We start from the raw sequence: 15830 nt of genomic DNA on the forward strand, positions 1-15830 counted from the left end.
CGGGCTAATGCTTTAAAAATCAGAGGTCCATGAATAATCTTTCTTCATCCGCGATGCTCTGGATATCCTCCGAGCTGATGCTGATATACTGATAGCCCTCTGCCTGTTGTTTTTTCAATGCAAGTTCCTTCATAAAACGTGGGCTGCCCTCTCCGGCATCCTCATCGTAAACAAGCAATAAACCGTCTGTTTTGCGGAAAAGGAGTTCATCCCGTGCCTTGAGTTGCCATATTCCCTGATAGGGCTGACGACTAACTACTCCCACATAGTCAACTTCGGCACAAATCTGCTGAAAATATTCCTTTTTGTCCTCTTTCCATTTTTCTTCCATATTTTGATAAGCCATCATAATAGAGCATTTTAGGTGGGGATATTGCTGTTTTAGTGCAGTAACGACCTCACAGGCCCACAAGTCCACCCCGTATTGACCGGGGGTAATCACCCATTCCAGCCCTTCTTCAATCAGGGGAATAAGCCTGCCTGCAATCGCCTTTTTAATGTATGGAATGCCTTCGTGCTTCTGACTGAAAATATTCAGCTCATGGGCACGATAGCCCGAAACGAGCAAGTTTTTCATCTTCTCAACGTCCTTCTCCGATTATCATAAAGGTTATTGTACCACTTCAGAGCAGGCCACTAAACTTCGTTTTTTGGAAGAACGAAGTGAATATAACGCAAAAGACGAACCTCTTCCAATTGGGCTGGATCAGGTTCGTCTTTTGGAGTTTGGTACTAGTTCTGAATGGATGGTTTACCCATCGCTATTATCCTTTTCCATTCCATATCACTCCTCAGACGATTTTATGCGGACATCTTTAATTCTAATGTTGCTACTAAATATACCGGCATCACTGCTTAGCTTGAATGACGGGTAACTAGGGTCTGCCTCAAGCCGCATTCTGCTATCGAACTGCTGCTCCTGCTGGCGATCTACCCAAAAAGAATAAGGCTCAGACTGAACTACTTTATCAGTTGCATTCGGCGTAGTGACAACCAAGATGACAAGTACGCCATTGCATCCGCAATCCTCGGTGTCATAAAACAACTTGAACATTCCCGGTCGTCCTGAAAGGGCCATTTCTAGCCTTTCAACGGACAAGGAATCCAATTCTAAATGTATGCTCATGAGATGAATTCTCTCCTTTGTAAATGAGATGTTTGGAGCCGTCAGCTCCATAAAGACTAAATTTTAACTATGTGTTCATTATAGTCATGTTTTTGTATGTGTCTATGTGACTGCACTCACTGCTATCAATGAACTCTTACCTAAAAAAGGCAACCCGATTACACCGGGTCACCTCCGTCATCGCTCACCCTATCTAAACTAACATTCTAGCCACAACTCTATCCTTTGTAAAAAGGATTATGACCTGTGCCTTTGCCCGATGGCATCGCCCCAGGCACCCCGTCCGCTTCCAGCAGCGGACGCACAATGAGCTTCACCGGCCATTCCCTGCTCTCGAATACCGCTTGGAACAGCTCGGCCCGGTCAGCTTCGGGAAGCGGCACCACCCGTAGCGCTTCCTTCCACGCCTGCTCGGTAATATCCCATAATTTCGCTTCCGGGATAGGATACACCTCGCTTAGCGCTTCCATAATCGCAGCCAGATTTACCTGCGTGCCCAGCGACTGCACGTAGAAGATCAGCTTGCGGATCGTCTCATTATACAAGCTGTTCGAGTATCCTGGCCGAATATGATAACCCGGGTCCGCAATGCCGTGTTTGTCCAGATACGGCTGATGCAAACGTACGGAATCGTGGTCACGGAATAACAGGCCGTTCACCTGTCCGTCCCGCAGGACCACGCAGCAGTTCTGACCGTGAATTTCGGGTACAACGCCTACCTTGAACAGCCGCATCACCACATCATAGAATAACGCCGTCAGATCGGTGTAGAATCCTATAACCTCTTCACTGGTTAACTCTCTGCCCAGCAGGTCGGATAACATATGGCGACCTTCCAGCGTCACCCCAAGCGCAGCCATGGGAATGACCTGCACACCTTCTTCCAGCAACTTTGGCGGATAGATGCGAATCTGGGCGGCCAGATGGCGAGGATGATCATCGAACAATCCCATGGATTCCGGCATGTATCCCCACCAGTTCCGTTCCTCGCAGAGCCACACTTTACCTGTGAGCGATTCATCACAGGCCACCGCCTGTCGTAACATCTTCTCCCCAGCCAGACCATTCAGCAGCTTCACCACCGGGAGATAGCGGGCGGCCCCGAGAGACAACACACTGACCGGAAGCTTGAGCATCTGTGTGGATTCCTCCATCGGAGCCATCGAGCGCAGGGACGATGTCGCCTGTACCTCTCCCAATTCGATATCCAGTACAATGATGGTGCCGTCCGCGATCTCTCCAGTAAAACGCGGCAAGATGATATGCTCCATCTGCCATGGATGTACTGGCATGGGCATGTATTCTTGCAGATTCAGGCCTTTCCGGGCCAATTCTGCTTCCAGCCTGCTCCGCTGTTCTTCATCCAGTACATCCAGTGTGGACAGCCCTTCCTCACATCCCTGTTGTACGGCATCCCAACGCACAGCCACCCATCGCAGCGGGATCTCCTTCCTGAATTCCGCTGCATACCGGGCCACATCCGCTTCTGTGAATCCCACCTTGGCCTTAGAGGTGGGGTGAAATGGACGATCTCGTAGCGCTGCAACCTGCTCTCCCTTGATAAACCAATCGTAGGCATTGAACGGAACTTGTTCTCCCAGCCCTTGCACCTGCTGGAGTCCCAGTGCCAATTGCTCGGTGGCTATTTCCACGCCTGCCAAGAATTCCGCAACCCCGGGATGCGCGTATGCTTCATCGGAAAGCGTCATCCGAAGCACAGCCTGTCCTACGACTGCTGGAGATTCAAGAAGCTTCCAGCCTCCATCCGGTGTCTCTCCATAGACAGGTGAACCTTGTACCCATTGATATCCCTGCCTTTTTCCTGCTTCCACCAGAAACAAAATCCCTTTCAGATGCAGCATAAGCTGTCCACTATGCCTACCTGTTCCATTCTCATCCTGCTTATCCTTGCCTGCGACATTGCCGCCGAGTCCGTCAGCTATTCCTCGTCCGCTCTGCGGAGGACCTCCATTACCATCCCCCAGAAACATTCGGCGGAACGGTTCTGGTGAAGTAGAGAGTTCAATGAACGGATGCCCTTCCAGCGGAAGCAATTGCTCGGCCAGAAATGCATTGATCAGATCCTCCATAATCCGCCGCTCAGCGTCTTGCAGACTGGCACGCTTCATCACTGTTGACATGGTTGTCGTCCTCCGTCAAATAATGGAATGCCGGGTGCGGATGACCCAGAAAATCATGATGCGAGATGGTCCAGCAATAGGCTCCCGACTTCTCGAACACAACAACATCGCCTACACGTAGCCGCTCTACTTCCGCATCTGAATGCATACGATCCTTGGGTGTGCATAGTTCTCCGACCACGTGAACTTTGTTGTCCCGTACCTCTGGTCTTGCAAACGAATGCCCCCAACGGTCCGTAGACATAATGTGAAATGGATGGTTGTGTCCCCATGATGCGGGCAGACGATTATGATGTGTACCTCCTCTTAACACGGCAAAATGCTGACCATGCGATGTTTTGATATCCGTAACCTCTGCCGCATAATAACCGTGGTCAGCGACAAGCATGCGACCCGGCTCGAAATACAACTGTATGCCGCGTGAAGCAAGGCGCCCTCTAGCTTCACTTCGCTCAATCAGGGATGTGAACAGGGACCAGTCGAACCCGGGGCTACCATCATATGTGACACCAAACCCGCCTCCAGCGTTAATTACTTCAAGATGCAGGTCATATGTCTGCTGCCACATCTCCGCCTTTTGCAAATACAGCTCGATCATCTCGGCATGCAGTCTTGCGTCCACATTGTTTGATAACGAGTGAAAATGAAATCCGCATAAACGCACCGAACCCGCACCTTCCTCACGAATGACCCGGACTGCTTCCTCCACGTTCTCCTCATCCATGCCGAATGGACTCGGACCACCGCCCATTACAATCCGGGTCCGTGGCAATGTGCTACTTCTCAGATTGATCCGCAGCAGAATGCGGACTTCCTCTCCTCTCCTTGTAGCAATGGCGATGACACGCCGCAGTTCCAGCAGGCTCTCCACATGAATAAAACGCACCTGATGCTCGATAGCCTGCTTCAACTCATTCTCTTTTTTCCCCGGACCGCCAAACAGGATTGGAACCTCGCTACTTACGCTCCTCACCTTGAGCAACTCGCCAATGGAAGCTACCTCGAACCCGTGAACCCAGGGCAGCAAAGCCTCAATAATTCGGGAATCCGGATTGGCCTTTATCGCATAGAACAACCGTATGCCTCCAGGCAGCGTGTGCAGCATGTGACGGACCTGCTCCTGAATACCAGCCAGATCGTAGACATAAGCACACACCGGGTCTTCACTATCTCTTTGCAGTTCATGGATCATATTCCATACGCTTGATTTCATATCAGTCCACCCGCATTTCCATAGTCATTCCGTTTCTGTTCGTATGCCCGAAAAGCCGTATTCCGGTCATCGCCCAACACGTATATGTATACCCCTCGTTCCGCCCACAGCGCCATGCCTTCCTTGCTTCTGGCCACCGTTGCATACGGTACCTGGCACTGCTTCGCGGCTTCGTATAATACGCCTAGCGCACGCTGCACGTCTGGATGTTCCGTCTGCCACGGTACGCCAAGTGATTGCGACAGGTCTGCCGCCCCCTCTAGTACCCAGCTCACCTGGGGATGAGACAGAATGCTCGCACTTTGCCGGACGCCCTCCACACTTTCAATCATCGGTACAACCATCACCTGTTCATTCGCTTCCTGAATATACCCGGTGAGTGGATACTTGCCGAATACCCCCGGTCGCCCACTGTTCAGACTCCGCATGCCAAGCGGATGATAATACACATGACGAACCGCTTCCTCCACCTGCTCCCGCTGTTCCACATGAGGTATGACGATGCCTTGTGCGCCGCAATCCAATACCTTTAGAATCTCTACTCGCTCTACCTTTGAGATGCGTACCAGCGGGGTCATCCCTGCCAGTTCCGCAGCACGAACCAGCTCTTCCACCGATTCCATATTCGTTGCGGCATGTTCCAGGTCGATAATTACAAAATCATACTCCGCATGTCCAATCATCTCGATGATGACTGGATGCGGGATAGAGACAAAAAGGCCGAACACTGGCTGTTTACGTTCAATTTTCTCCTTCAGCGTGTTGGTTCTCATCCGAAAACGTCCTTCGCCAACTTCAGCGGATTGCTGACCTTACGGAAATACAGGTCTCCGTCCCCATACAGGCGGCGCTTGGTCATCTCTTCAATCAGCGCATCCTCGGCAAAAAGATCAAACCACTCGAACCGCTCCTCATACTCTGGATGCTCCCGCTGGTAGTCCATAATCGTAGCCGCGCACAGTTGCCAGAACGCTTCTTCCGTCAGACCGAACTTCTCCAGCGTCAGCGCAATATCCGTCATGCAGATAAAAAAGAACGCATCATACGTATAGTCCCGGACTTCCGACACATCACTTGCGTAGATAAAGGAATACCGATTGAACTTGTGATGGGTCTCCGGTTCGGGGTGCAGCTTCGGGGCTCGTTCTGGGTTCAGCAACTTCTCGGGTACATAGCGAACACCATCGTGAAGGTCCTTGATGATGATCCGTTTCGGTAGTTCATTTTCCAGCACCAGGATGATATTCTGGGCATGCGATTCCAGCGCAATGCCGTGTGCATAGAGCAGATGAATAATGGGCAGCGATACCTTTCGAACGAGGGCTTCACTCCACTTCTGAATGCCATGACGCTCAACTGCACCCTGGATAAACGGTACCCCGTTCGACTGTACTAGCATAAGTGCATTTAAGGGCCAAGCTGTCTCGCCTTCTTGCAGATGAACAGATACATTTTCACGCCAGATCGCCCCGATTGTGCCATACGCTCGTCCATACTGGATTGCAGGCAAGTTCTCGTACCGGAGCGTGAGTCCCATGATTTCTTTCAGAATGGCAAACTGTTCCCGTTGCAGCAACTCATCCTCCCGAATGAGTGCTTCCAGCCAGTCGCTGATCAGCGGTGCGTTCTGGGTCGTGTGTTGTGCGAGAATACGTGTACTGGACGTATTGGTAATACTCAGTGCCAGCTTGAGATAAGGCGCTTCTGGATTCATTCGGTTCGACAGGGAACGAATGGACTGCTGGGCGCGATAAGCTGATGCCGAAGGGCCGAGAAAAACGATATCTTTGTCCATTCGTTGCCGGGCAAACACCGATTCCAGCTGGTGTTCCCATTGCCATGGATGAACAGGAATGAATATATAGCGATTCCCCTCAGTATCTTCCGACTGAAGCATCCGATCAAATCGGCTGATATCCGCCTCTGTGAGATGTTGTCTCACCAACTGTTCTGACGTGTAGCCTGTGGAGAGAGCCGTTTGCACAAGTCCTTCTTTCACGGCAATCCAGTATACGGTCACATCCGAGTTAAACTCTGGACCGTAAGCAAGATTGTCTTTTAGGGTGAAGCCAAGCCTCGACTTGTAGCTTGGATGGTAGAGATGACCGTCGCTCATATGGCTTTCGAGGGCATCATAGTGCCGGTCTTTATCCGGAATCTTCTCAGGCAGCAAAGCCCGGCACTGACTGTCCTTCGCCATCGTCTCCAGCAATTCCTGAATGAAGGCCGTCACATTCGCACCCTCCAGAAGGTTCAGTACCATTTCCTCCAGAAACAGATCCAGATCGGTGCAGGGCACGCCCTCTCTTCGAATCGAGCCCTTCGCCACCTTCACTCGGCCAAATGAAAATTTCTGCTCCGCCTCACAGCTGTATGTCACAGCCTGCCCTGACGTATTCCGCCCCACAGTGCGCCATTCGTTCCCATCCACCTTACAGTCAAGGATACCCTCGAACCACATGGCTTCCAGCGTCTGCCGCATGATCCGTTCCTGTACATCCGTGTATACTGCCGTCTTGTGACCTTTCTCAGCCCTGTACCCTATGAACCCCACGCCACTTCACTCCCTATTCGGTTCATTATATTGCTCACCGGCACATACGCCGGGGTCTGACTGATCCCCTTGAGACAGCTCACCAGATTTTGTTTCGCCAGAAAACTGTCCGCGGTCAGCAAATGCTGCACATATACGTTTCCAGTTCGGTCTAGTTCCTTCACCAGCACTTCGCGAACCTTTGTCCAGAAATGCTCCTCCGGTACGTTCACATCCCTTGCCATCGCATGAATGAGGGAACCCAGATGATTGATGATAAAGTAATAGGATGTCCTCGCCCAAGCCTTGTCCCGTGGATAAAACAACAATCTAGAGGGATCGGTATCCACCTCATGCATCAGCTCCTCATCGACACTGACTCCTTCCAAGTCACGCACGATAAATGCCTCAGGCATTCCGTCTCTTAGCGTCACGAGAGTATTTTGCAAATGAGCTTCAAAGTGAATTCCTCGCTCTCCGGCCGCTCGTACAATGGGCAGCAAAGACAAGGTCAGATAACGTGCAAACCAGCGCTCGGCTTCAGCACGTACGCCACCCAGCATCGTCATGAGTCGTGATTGCATTCCCGGCAAGGGAGCTTCTACCAGACTCGACAGGACATATGTACATTCCGGGTCAAACTCAATCGGTCTGTATGCGACAGTAAACAAACTCGTTAATTCTTCCTCCTGAAAATCACAAGTGGCTACACCTGTCTCATAGGCAATCTGCGTATGCTGATCTGCACCGAAGCAATTCTGCTGCCTGACGTACCTGGAGGCGTCCAGCGTCCTTCGCATCTGCTCCGCACTATTGGTGCGAATCATGTTGGTAATCTGTATGTTCAGCGACAGCTTGATATTGCAATTTAGCTCTGGAATATAGACGGTGCGTACCGAGGAGGTCGGATAGGCCTTCGGTCCACAGCTGCCTATCGGAATGAGTTTCTTGTCCAGAATATACTGCTGGACCTCGGACAAGCTCAACACGTACGTATACTGCCAGGGATGGACAGGCAGCAGTTCATACTCATCCCCATGCTCACCGCACTCCACTTCCCAAACTTGTTCCACATGCCCGTGCAGGCTGGCATGCAGATTGATCCTGGTGGGATCATCTACCCATTCCTGCCTATATACGTCCTTCCTGACAGCAACGTAACAGAGTTGGAACGAGGTACGCAGTTCCGGGCTGTACATCCGTACGTCGTGTTCAGTGAAACCTTTGGAGTTTTTTGGAAACGGGTGAAAGGGATGTCCATACACCAGAGACTGTTCGGAAGTACAGTAATCATACATGCCAAGTCCAACAGCCTGCTCGATATACAGCGCAAGATTATTCACGCTGTTATCTACCTTTTCCGCAAAATCACGTACAGCAGCCGCACGGGTCAACCCACCTTGCTCATGCCGACTGTTTCCATACGCCGTATCTTCACTCAGCTCCCGGGTGATCCAGCGAACCAGGTCCTGATAATGCACCGCTTGCCCGTGAAGCTGTTGTATGCTTCGGTACTCATGCTCACCCATAGCCGAGTAATACGCTAATTGTCCGGTTATCGTCACCCCGCTGGCCTGAAAAGCAACTGCGTACGTCATCGCATCTGGATTAATCCGAATGTCGCCCTCCTTCTCCACCGCAAGCTCCCGGATATAACAATTGAGCAGCAGCTTACAAGAGTGTACATTCGCCTGCTGCTCTGCTTCAGACCTGAGCCTGTTTTCCATCTCGAACAATGTTGCCAACCTTCTTTCGGGTTATAAATAAAACGAGGGACAAGGTCAACAGGATGGCACAGCCGAGAGCCTACTAATCTCTTTCAGTGCCGCCCATCGGGCCATATTCGCTGGTGTTCCGCCCCCGGCAAGTCTTTAGCAGACCTATCGTCCAGAGGAGACCTACACTGCTGACCAGCAGCAGAATACTGATGGATGCCACCGCTTGCGGCGGGTGGACACACACATTCGAATGTACCGACCTCACCATAGGAGCGAGAACAAAGTAAGCGGGACATTGAGCCATAACAGGCAATGAATTGCCCTTATTCTGCAATCGACTTTTCGAAATGATGTTCCATTTGAAAAAGATATTCCAGGTACAATCGGACGACATCACGTGTGGTCCCCCCAAAGGGAAAGACATGGTGCGTCAGGTCCGGCAATGCGTTGACTTCCAGAATGCCTCCCTGATCTGCTGTCAGCGGCTGGCCGATATCCCCACAACGGATATCAATGCCAGCCACATCAATCTGGAGAGCTTCTACGGCTTTAATTGCCATTTGTGCATTATCAGGAAACATCGCTTCCGTACAGTCCACATAAAACTCACTGATGTTTCCGGCGGCCGAATTGCGAAGATCATATAGCTCGATCTCTCTTCCTGCCGCAGGTACCTCCTCCAGCGTAATTCCCTGTCCAATCAGAACCTTTCGCAAAGGCTCTGCGTCTTCATCAATCTTGGGAAAGGCCTCGAACTTCCCTATACGGGTCTGCTGGATTCGCTGCTGATTCAACATTCGAATCAACGCCCGGATGGTTGAGGTGCCGTCCCCTTCTACAAAGACAGGCCGATACTCATTTACTGCTGCCACTTCCCCGTTAATGATCAGTACCCTATAATCCAAACCCGTTATGAATTGCTGTAGCATGATGCTGTTACTATGGGTACCCGCCCGGGCAATAGCCGCTTCCAGTTCCTCGTTTGTTCGAACGTCCAGTGTCACACCTGCACTGCCGCTTGCGTCCAGCGGCTTCACTACAATGGAATGATGCAGTTTCAGAAACTGCGCTGCCTTGTCACCCATTGCCTCGATAACGATAAACGGCGGCACAGGCATTCCCCGCTCATGCAGTAGCATATTACATACCTGCTTGTTCTTAGCGAGCAGTCCAGCGATCAAGGGTAGACGATGCGATCTGGTTTTATTAATGACTCTGCGCTTGTCCCCGTAGGACAATTCTAGAAAATCTTCACATTCTGCGAGAAGTGGCTCGCAGGTTATTCCCATTTCTCTTGCTTTGCTTATGATGAGTCGGTTTTGCAGATTATGAATTCCTTTCGGAAACAATGAAAATCCTCCCCGACCGAATGAAGGCGTTCGCTCCTGTTTGTGCTTTCATCGGATTGATTTGATGGAAACTATATTGATAATGATTATCAGTTTCAAACAAAATCTATTTTATGGCAATTTCATTCACCTTGTCAATAATAAGCTTTTTAGGAAAAAAAAGATGTTTTTGCAGGGAGAGAATCCCCAAATGAAGGAATGTTCATGGAACAATGGGCACAACAAATAAGGCAAGCTCTGAATTTCGTTATGTCATAAGCTTGCCTGTGCTATTCGCTGTATGAGATGCAATGAAGTATAGGCTGGGGGTGGATGATAATCATCGGTATTAATGCTTTAATTTGGGGCAGGTGGGGCAGTAATCTTCTGGATCATCTGCGGCGAGATAATAGTAACAACAAGTTTTGCGTACACGAATAGGTGTATCTGAGACAGCTGTTGCCCGTTTGGGCGTATTAAACTGCTTGAGCGGGTTACGGGATTCACCAAAGAGATGCGCAGGTGCATCACAAATTAGATAATGGAAGTCCTCTTCGACACGCTGCTTTTCTTCAGGCGTGGCTCCTTCGGCAAACTTGTTCTCATAGAGCCAGTATACGTAAATGGCCGTGTTCTCCCACAGGACTGAACGGGAAATCCGGGTTGCCTTGGACAGCGATTGCCATACCTTAGCCAGATTGCCGGCGAACATCTGTTCAATCACCTGATCTCTCCATACGCCACGCTGATCCGCCTCTGGTGAGGTCGTCTGCCAATCGGTCAGCCGAGCCTTGGGAAGCCATGCTTCTCCGTGATAACTGGATTCAATCGTGCCGTTGGCAATCTCATAATTCAGGCCTTTGTTGAAGCGTGACATGGCATAGAGACCCGAAGCTGTGATCAAGTAAGCATATCGTTTAGCAAAGAGCGATACAGTAGCCGTTTCGGAGTCCGTCTCAAAGATGCCTCTCACCCCTTGCAAATAGTTCAGGCTTTTGGACGGGTCCAGCAAGTCCGTAAATGGCATCGAAAATGTACGATCTGTCGAAGGCTCCCAGGTCAGACGGTATTCGGCAGCCAAGGCCTGCATCTCTTGATCATCAAGCCAAGTGGCTGTAGCGTGTGGTTTCATTTAACTTCCTTCCCTTCCCGTGCGGAATGCACATGGGTGTGCCAAACAGCGGATCAACCGCAATGTCGCACTCCATCTGGAAGACCGCGCGGACCATGTCCTGCGTAACAATGTCTTCCGGTTTTCCTTCCGCGTAGATGGACTTGTTGTGGACAGCCACAATATGGTGAGCATAGCGACACGCAAGATTCAGATCATGAAGAACCATCACTATGGTGCGCCCCTCCTGTTCATTCAAATCAAACAGCAGATCCAGAATATCAATCTGATGGGTCATATCCAGATAAGTCGTTGGTTCATCCAGCAGCAGGGTTTCTGTTCCCTGTGCGAGTGTCATCGCAATCCAGGCGCGCTGGCGTTGTCCGCCAGATAATGCGTCCACGGGCCGATCAGCCAGAGCAGTCAGATGTGTGGATTCCAGCGCAAGCCTGACCATGCGTTCGTCCTCACAGGACCACTGTTTCAGCCATGTCTGGTGTGGGTACCGCCCTTGCCGAACCAGTTGGTTTACCGTCAGTCCCTCTGGAGCAGAAGGACCTTGCGGCAGAATGGACATACGTCTTGAAATTTCCTTGGTAGGCAACTTCGCAATCTCCTCGCCATCCAGCAGTACCGAGCCTGAACTGGACTTCAGCAGTCGCGCCATCGTTCGCAGCAAGGTGGACTTCCCGCAACCGTTGCTGCCAATCAGGACAGTAGTTTTCCCCTTGGGAATAGTCAGGTTCAAATTCTCAATAATAGGCTCTGCGCCATAGGCGATCGTAAGGTCCTTGGCTTCCAGAATACTCACAGCATTCTCCTCCTCAAAACTGATTTCGATTCTTGAACAACAGATACAGGAAAAACGGTGCTCCTACCCCGGCGGTAAATACCCCTGCCGGAACATCGAGCGGCAGAAATACCGTACGGGCAATCAGATCAGCAGCAAACACAAGCAGGGCACCGACCAGTCCTGAAACGATGAGCATGCTGCCAAACATGCGCCCTACCAGCTTCCGGGCAATATGCGGAGCAATCAGACCGACAAAACCAATCGTCCCCGCGACAGCTACAGCAGCCCCGGCCAGCAGTACACTGCACAGTAGCAGCGCTGAACGATGACGCTGTACAGTGACCCCCAGCCCGGTGGCCAGATCATCCCCGAATTCCTGTGCGTTCAGACTGCGGGCAAACCAGATCGCCAACGGAAGCACGATTACAATCACCGGGATGATCGTTCTAACATCGGTCCACGATGCGCCATACACACTCCCCGTCAGCCAGATATACGCCTGACCAGCCGTATAGAATGGACTAAGGATCAGCATGAAGGTCGTCCCGGCCCCCGTAATGGCTGACACTCCGATTCCGATCAACACTAGTCGAATCGGGCTAACTCCTTTTTTCCAGGCAAGAAGATAAATGATGATTGCGGTAATCATCGCCCCCATAATGGCAAACAACGGTAACAGCTTGATACTGATGGTTCCACCCAGCAGGGTGACAAAACCTACAGCGGCAACGGCAGCTCCTCCCGTTATCCCGATCACATCCGGTGAAGCGAGCGGATTACGGATAATCCCCTGCAAGAGGGCACCGGACATGCCTAGTGCTGCACCAACAAGCAACGATAACAGCACACGCGGCAGCCTTAGCGTCAACACGACAAAGTCATGATCACCTGCGCCCAGACCGAAAATCGTCTGTAGCACATTCAGCGGAGATATAAAATCATTACCCACACTGGTTCCTGCAATGGATGCAATCAATATCAAAACCATACAGATTCCGATAATGAGCAGCGATTTGCGCTCCATTTGCAAGGATAGCGTATCTTTTTTATTGCGAAAAGTAATCATCTTCCTCATATCTTCGTCCCCCCTTTGCGGGCAATATAGACGAAGAAGGGACCACCAATGAGCGCTGTCATAACACCAAGCGGAACTTCCTGTGGCATGATGATCAGCCGTGCAACCACATCCGCCGCCAATAACAAAATGGCGCCGCCCAGAATACAGTAGGGAACAAGCCAGCGGTAGTCGTTGCCTACAAACGCCCGCATGATATGCGGTACGACTAATCCTACCAGACCAATCGAACCGGCCACCGCAACAGAACCACCGGCCAGCAATACTGTAACGGCTCCCATAAGTACCTTAACCAGTAGCACGTTCTGTCCCATGCCTTTGGCGATATCATCACCGGTCAAAAGCAGATTGATCGCCCGGCCCATAAACAGGGATATCACAGCGGCAACCGTCATATATGGCAGTACAGGATACAGCATGTCAAGTGTTCGACCGCTCACTGAACCTGCAAGCCAGAACAACACGTCCTGTAATCCCGTTCCATCCAGCACCAGGATTGCCTGTGTGAACGAAGCAAAAAGTGCAGAGATAGCGGTACCCGCCAGCACAATCTTGATGGGAGTCAGACCATCACGACCGATGGACCCAAGCGCGTACACAATCACTGTTGCGATGGTTGCCCCGGCAAAACCAAACCACATCATCGTACTGAGCGAGGACACCGACAGCACCACGATGGCAATAACGATAAAAAAGATGGCACCCGCATTGATCCCAAACACACTTGGTGAAGCGAGCGGATTACGAGTTAGCGCTTGCATGAGTCCTCCCGCCACCGCCAAACTTGCACCAACAACAGCGGCAATAATTGTGCGTGGCAAACGTTCCGTCAGAAGTACGACATGCTCCACTGAGCTTTCGTCATAGTGTTGTAGTGCATTCACTGCTATTTGAAATGTGATGTGTGTACGTCCCAGTATCATGCTGGCTACACAGGCGAGTAATAACAAAATGAATAAGCCGGATAGTCCATAAATTTTCGTACTTGCCTTCGTAAAAAGGGGAAACATATTCTCACTCTTTCATCCGTGAAATGCAAAAAGACCTGCCTGCCCATACGCTTCGTATACGAATGTCCTGGTACATGGCAGGTCTTGCTCCCATTAGTTCAGATTGAACTGCTTGTATAGGTCGTCCAGCATCATGTTGGCCGATGTGTATCCGCCCCCCATGTTCCAGGCCACCTCATCAACCTGTACTAGCTTATTATTCTTCACCGCATCGAGATTTTTCCAGAGCGGACTGCTGGTCCAATCCTTATAGTTTTTCTCAATAGCTTCTGTTTCCGTGCCTGAATTGAAGTTGAAGATCATATCTGCGTTCATATCCGGGATGTTCTCTTTCGAAGTCAACTCCACCCCCCAGGTGTCTTCATCATGTCCAGGCGGTCTGGTAAATCCAAGCTCTTTCAATATTTTTCCGGCGTATCCCATATAGAAAATGCGAACCTGATCGGCTCTAAAATTCGTAATAGTCGCTTCAATGGGAAGACGGTCACCCATTTTGCCTTTAAAATCCGCTATCCTTGCATCCCAATCAGCAAGCAACTTGTCCGACTGTTCCTTCATATTCATCGCTTCACCAGCCGTCTTTACCGTCTCTTTCCAGTCAAACAAAGTCTCGGTAACTACCGTTGGAGCAATCTGGGACAGTTGATCATAGATATCCTCATGTCTTGTTTTGGTGGCAATGATTAGATCCGGCTTCAATTTGTTGATCTCTTCCAGGTTCGGCTGTGATTCCTGACCTACTTGCGTCACACCATCCAGATCATCTCTCAAATATTTATATACGGGTTGCTGAACCCAGGATTCCACAACACCCGTTGGCTTAACACCAAGTGCAACAACAACATCATTGGCACCCTGGAACAAGGTTACAATCCTCTTCGGAGTTCCCTTAACTGTCGTTTCACCCATGGCATGTTTGATAACTCTGGTCTGCTCGTCCGCACCACTGCCTGCTGCATTGCTCTCATTACCACTTGCAGACTTACTTGAAGGGGCTGTTGTCCCTGTAGTTCCACCCGAGGCACAACCAGCCAGCACCGATATCAACAGAATAAGTGCTGTATAAATATGTAGCTTTTTGGTCAATCCAAACATGTAGTCCAACTCCCCCTTTTCATTCTAATTGATATTAAAAATCATTATCAATTGTATTGTAATTCAGTTGAGTACATTGTTCAAGCATATTGATACTGCTGCGGAAGAACTCCCCATGCCCCTGGTTTCATGTTGAAAATCTCCTTGTACAGTAAAGGCTTGGATGAATACAAAATGCTCAGTATTCAAAAAGGCGTAACCCACGATAGTTGATGGGTTACACCTTTATAAGAATTCATGACCTGTCTTCAAAAGACAGCGAGCTCAGACAAACACACCGATTAAGGTGTATGCCTGCCTACATATTGATAAGTACCTTTCGGGTATAGTTTCATGATATTTGAGTACATATGCGACCGTATTAAATTCATTTGGGTTATAGAAATGACCCTCTTGATTAAAATAGGCAACATTCGTCACATCCATGAAATCGTAAAAGGAGCTATTTATGATCAGATACGGTATTACTGGATTAACCGGATATAGTGCTATGCTGGATACGTTCATACGGTTCGTGTTTTTCATGAATTGGTGAACCTCCAGCTCATATCCTTCTATTTTATGAGAGAAGTCACATTCTCGGTTGTAAAACAATTGCAGCACGATGCGACCGTCTCCACCATCGACATATTGTGAAAAAAACAAAAGAGATGCCTCCTGTGGTTCCTGATGAACCTGAAATATAGT

Annotated in this window: 14 protein-coding genes; all 14 read right to left on the reverse strand. The window is 50.1% G+C overall.

All coding sequences use genetic code 11. The features are described 5' to 3' along the window. Window positions 1-19: 19 nt before the first annotated feature. Entirely contained in the window at window positions 20-577 is a 558-nt protein-coding gene (locus NLX73_RS20165) for an SLOG family protein (protein ID WP_039272489.1), read from the reverse strand. Window positions 578-784: 207 nt separating this feature from the next. Continuing rightward, window positions 785-1126 (reverse strand): iron-sulfur cluster biosynthesis family protein, encoded by a 342-nt coding sequence (locus NLX73_RS20170; RefSeq protein ID WP_069291208.1) that lies wholly within the window; start codon window positions 1124-1126, stop codon window positions 785-787. Window positions 1127-1344: 218 nt separating this feature from the next. Then, the gene (locus NLX73_RS20175; protein WP_254327139.1) at window positions 1345-3267 is read right to left on the reverse strand and encodes an IucA/IucC family protein; all 1923 of its coding nucleotides are present in this window, start codon (window positions 3265-3267) and stop codon (window positions 1345-1347) included. Next, window positions 3227-4480: a type III PLP-dependent enzyme gene (locus tag NLX73_RS20180; protein WP_254327140.1), complete on the reverse strand. Its 1254-nt coding sequence runs from the start codon at window positions 4478-4480 to the stop codon at window positions 3227-3229. Before NLX73_RS20180 ends, NLX73_RS20175 begins: the two co-directional genes overlap by 41 nt. Next, window positions 4477-5253: an HpcH/HpaI aldolase family protein gene (locus NLX73_RS20185; protein ID WP_254327141.1), complete on the reverse strand. Its 777-nt coding sequence runs from the start codon at window positions 5251-5253 to the stop codon at window positions 4477-4479. The genes NLX73_RS20180 and NLX73_RS20185 overlap by 4 nt, the downstream gene beginning before the upstream one ends. Further along, complete coding sequence (locus NLX73_RS20190; protein ID WP_254327142.1) at window positions 5250-7034, reverse strand: IucA/IucC family protein; 1785 nt, start codon at window positions 7032-7034, stop codon at window positions 5250-5252. Before NLX73_RS20190 ends, NLX73_RS20185 begins: the two co-directional genes overlap by 4 nt. Then, the gene (locus tag NLX73_RS20195; protein ID WP_254327237.1) at window positions 7022-8740 is read right to left on the reverse strand and encodes an IucA/IucC family protein; all 1719 of its coding nucleotides are present in this window, start codon (window positions 8738-8740) and stop codon (window positions 7022-7024) included. The genes NLX73_RS20190 and NLX73_RS20195 overlap by 13 nt, the downstream gene beginning before the upstream one ends. Before the next feature lie 314 nt (window positions 8741-9054). Next, window positions 9055-10080 (reverse strand): ATP-grasp domain-containing protein, encoded by a 1026-nt coding sequence (locus NLX73_RS20200; protein WP_254327143.1) that lies wholly within the window; start codon window positions 10078-10080, stop codon window positions 9055-9057. Window positions 10081-10408: 328 nt separating this feature from the next. After that, window positions 10409-11191: an IucA/IucC family C-terminal-domain containing protein gene (locus NLX73_RS20205; protein ID WP_254327144.1), complete on the reverse strand. Its 783-nt coding sequence runs from the start codon at window positions 11189-11191 to the stop codon at window positions 10409-10411. Beyond that, window positions 11160-11981 (reverse strand): ABC transporter ATP-binding protein, encoded by an 822-nt coding sequence (locus NLX73_RS20210; RefSeq protein ID WP_025722914.1) that lies wholly within the window; start codon window positions 11979-11981, stop codon window positions 11160-11162. Before NLX73_RS20210 ends, NLX73_RS20205 begins: the two co-directional genes overlap by 32 nt. A gap of 13 nt (window positions 11982-11994) precedes the next feature. Further along, window positions 11995-13038 carry a FecCD family ABC transporter permease gene (locus NLX73_RS20215; protein WP_190298685.1) on the reverse strand — a complete coding sequence of 348 codons (1044 nt, stop codon included), beginning with the start codon at window positions 13036-13038 and terminating at the stop codon, window positions 11995-11997. After that, entirely contained in the window at window positions 13035-14048 is a 1014-nt protein-coding gene (locus tag NLX73_RS20220; protein ID WP_069291200.1) for a FecCD family ABC transporter permease, read from the reverse strand. The genes NLX73_RS20215 and NLX73_RS20220 overlap by 4 nt, the downstream gene beginning before the upstream one ends. Window positions 14049-14141: 93 nt before the next feature. Beyond that, window positions 14142-15143 (reverse strand): ABC transporter substrate-binding protein, encoded by a 1002-nt coding sequence (locus NLX73_RS20225; RefSeq protein ID WP_254327145.1) that lies wholly within the window; start codon window positions 15141-15143, stop codon window positions 14142-14144. A 264-nt stretch (window positions 15144-15407) separates the two neighbouring features. Next, window positions 15408-15788, reverse strand: a complete 381-nt coding sequence (locus NLX73_RS20230; protein WP_250267527.1) for a hypothetical protein — start codon at window positions 15786-15788, stop codon at window positions 15408-15410. Window positions 15789-15830: the final 42 nt, after the last annotated feature.

The sequence above is a fragment of the Paenibacillus sp. CH40 genome (assembly GCF_024213605.1).
GTDB classification, from domain to species: Bacteria; Bacillota; Bacilli; order Paenibacillales; family Paenibacillaceae; genus Paenibacillus; species Paenibacillus polymyxa_B.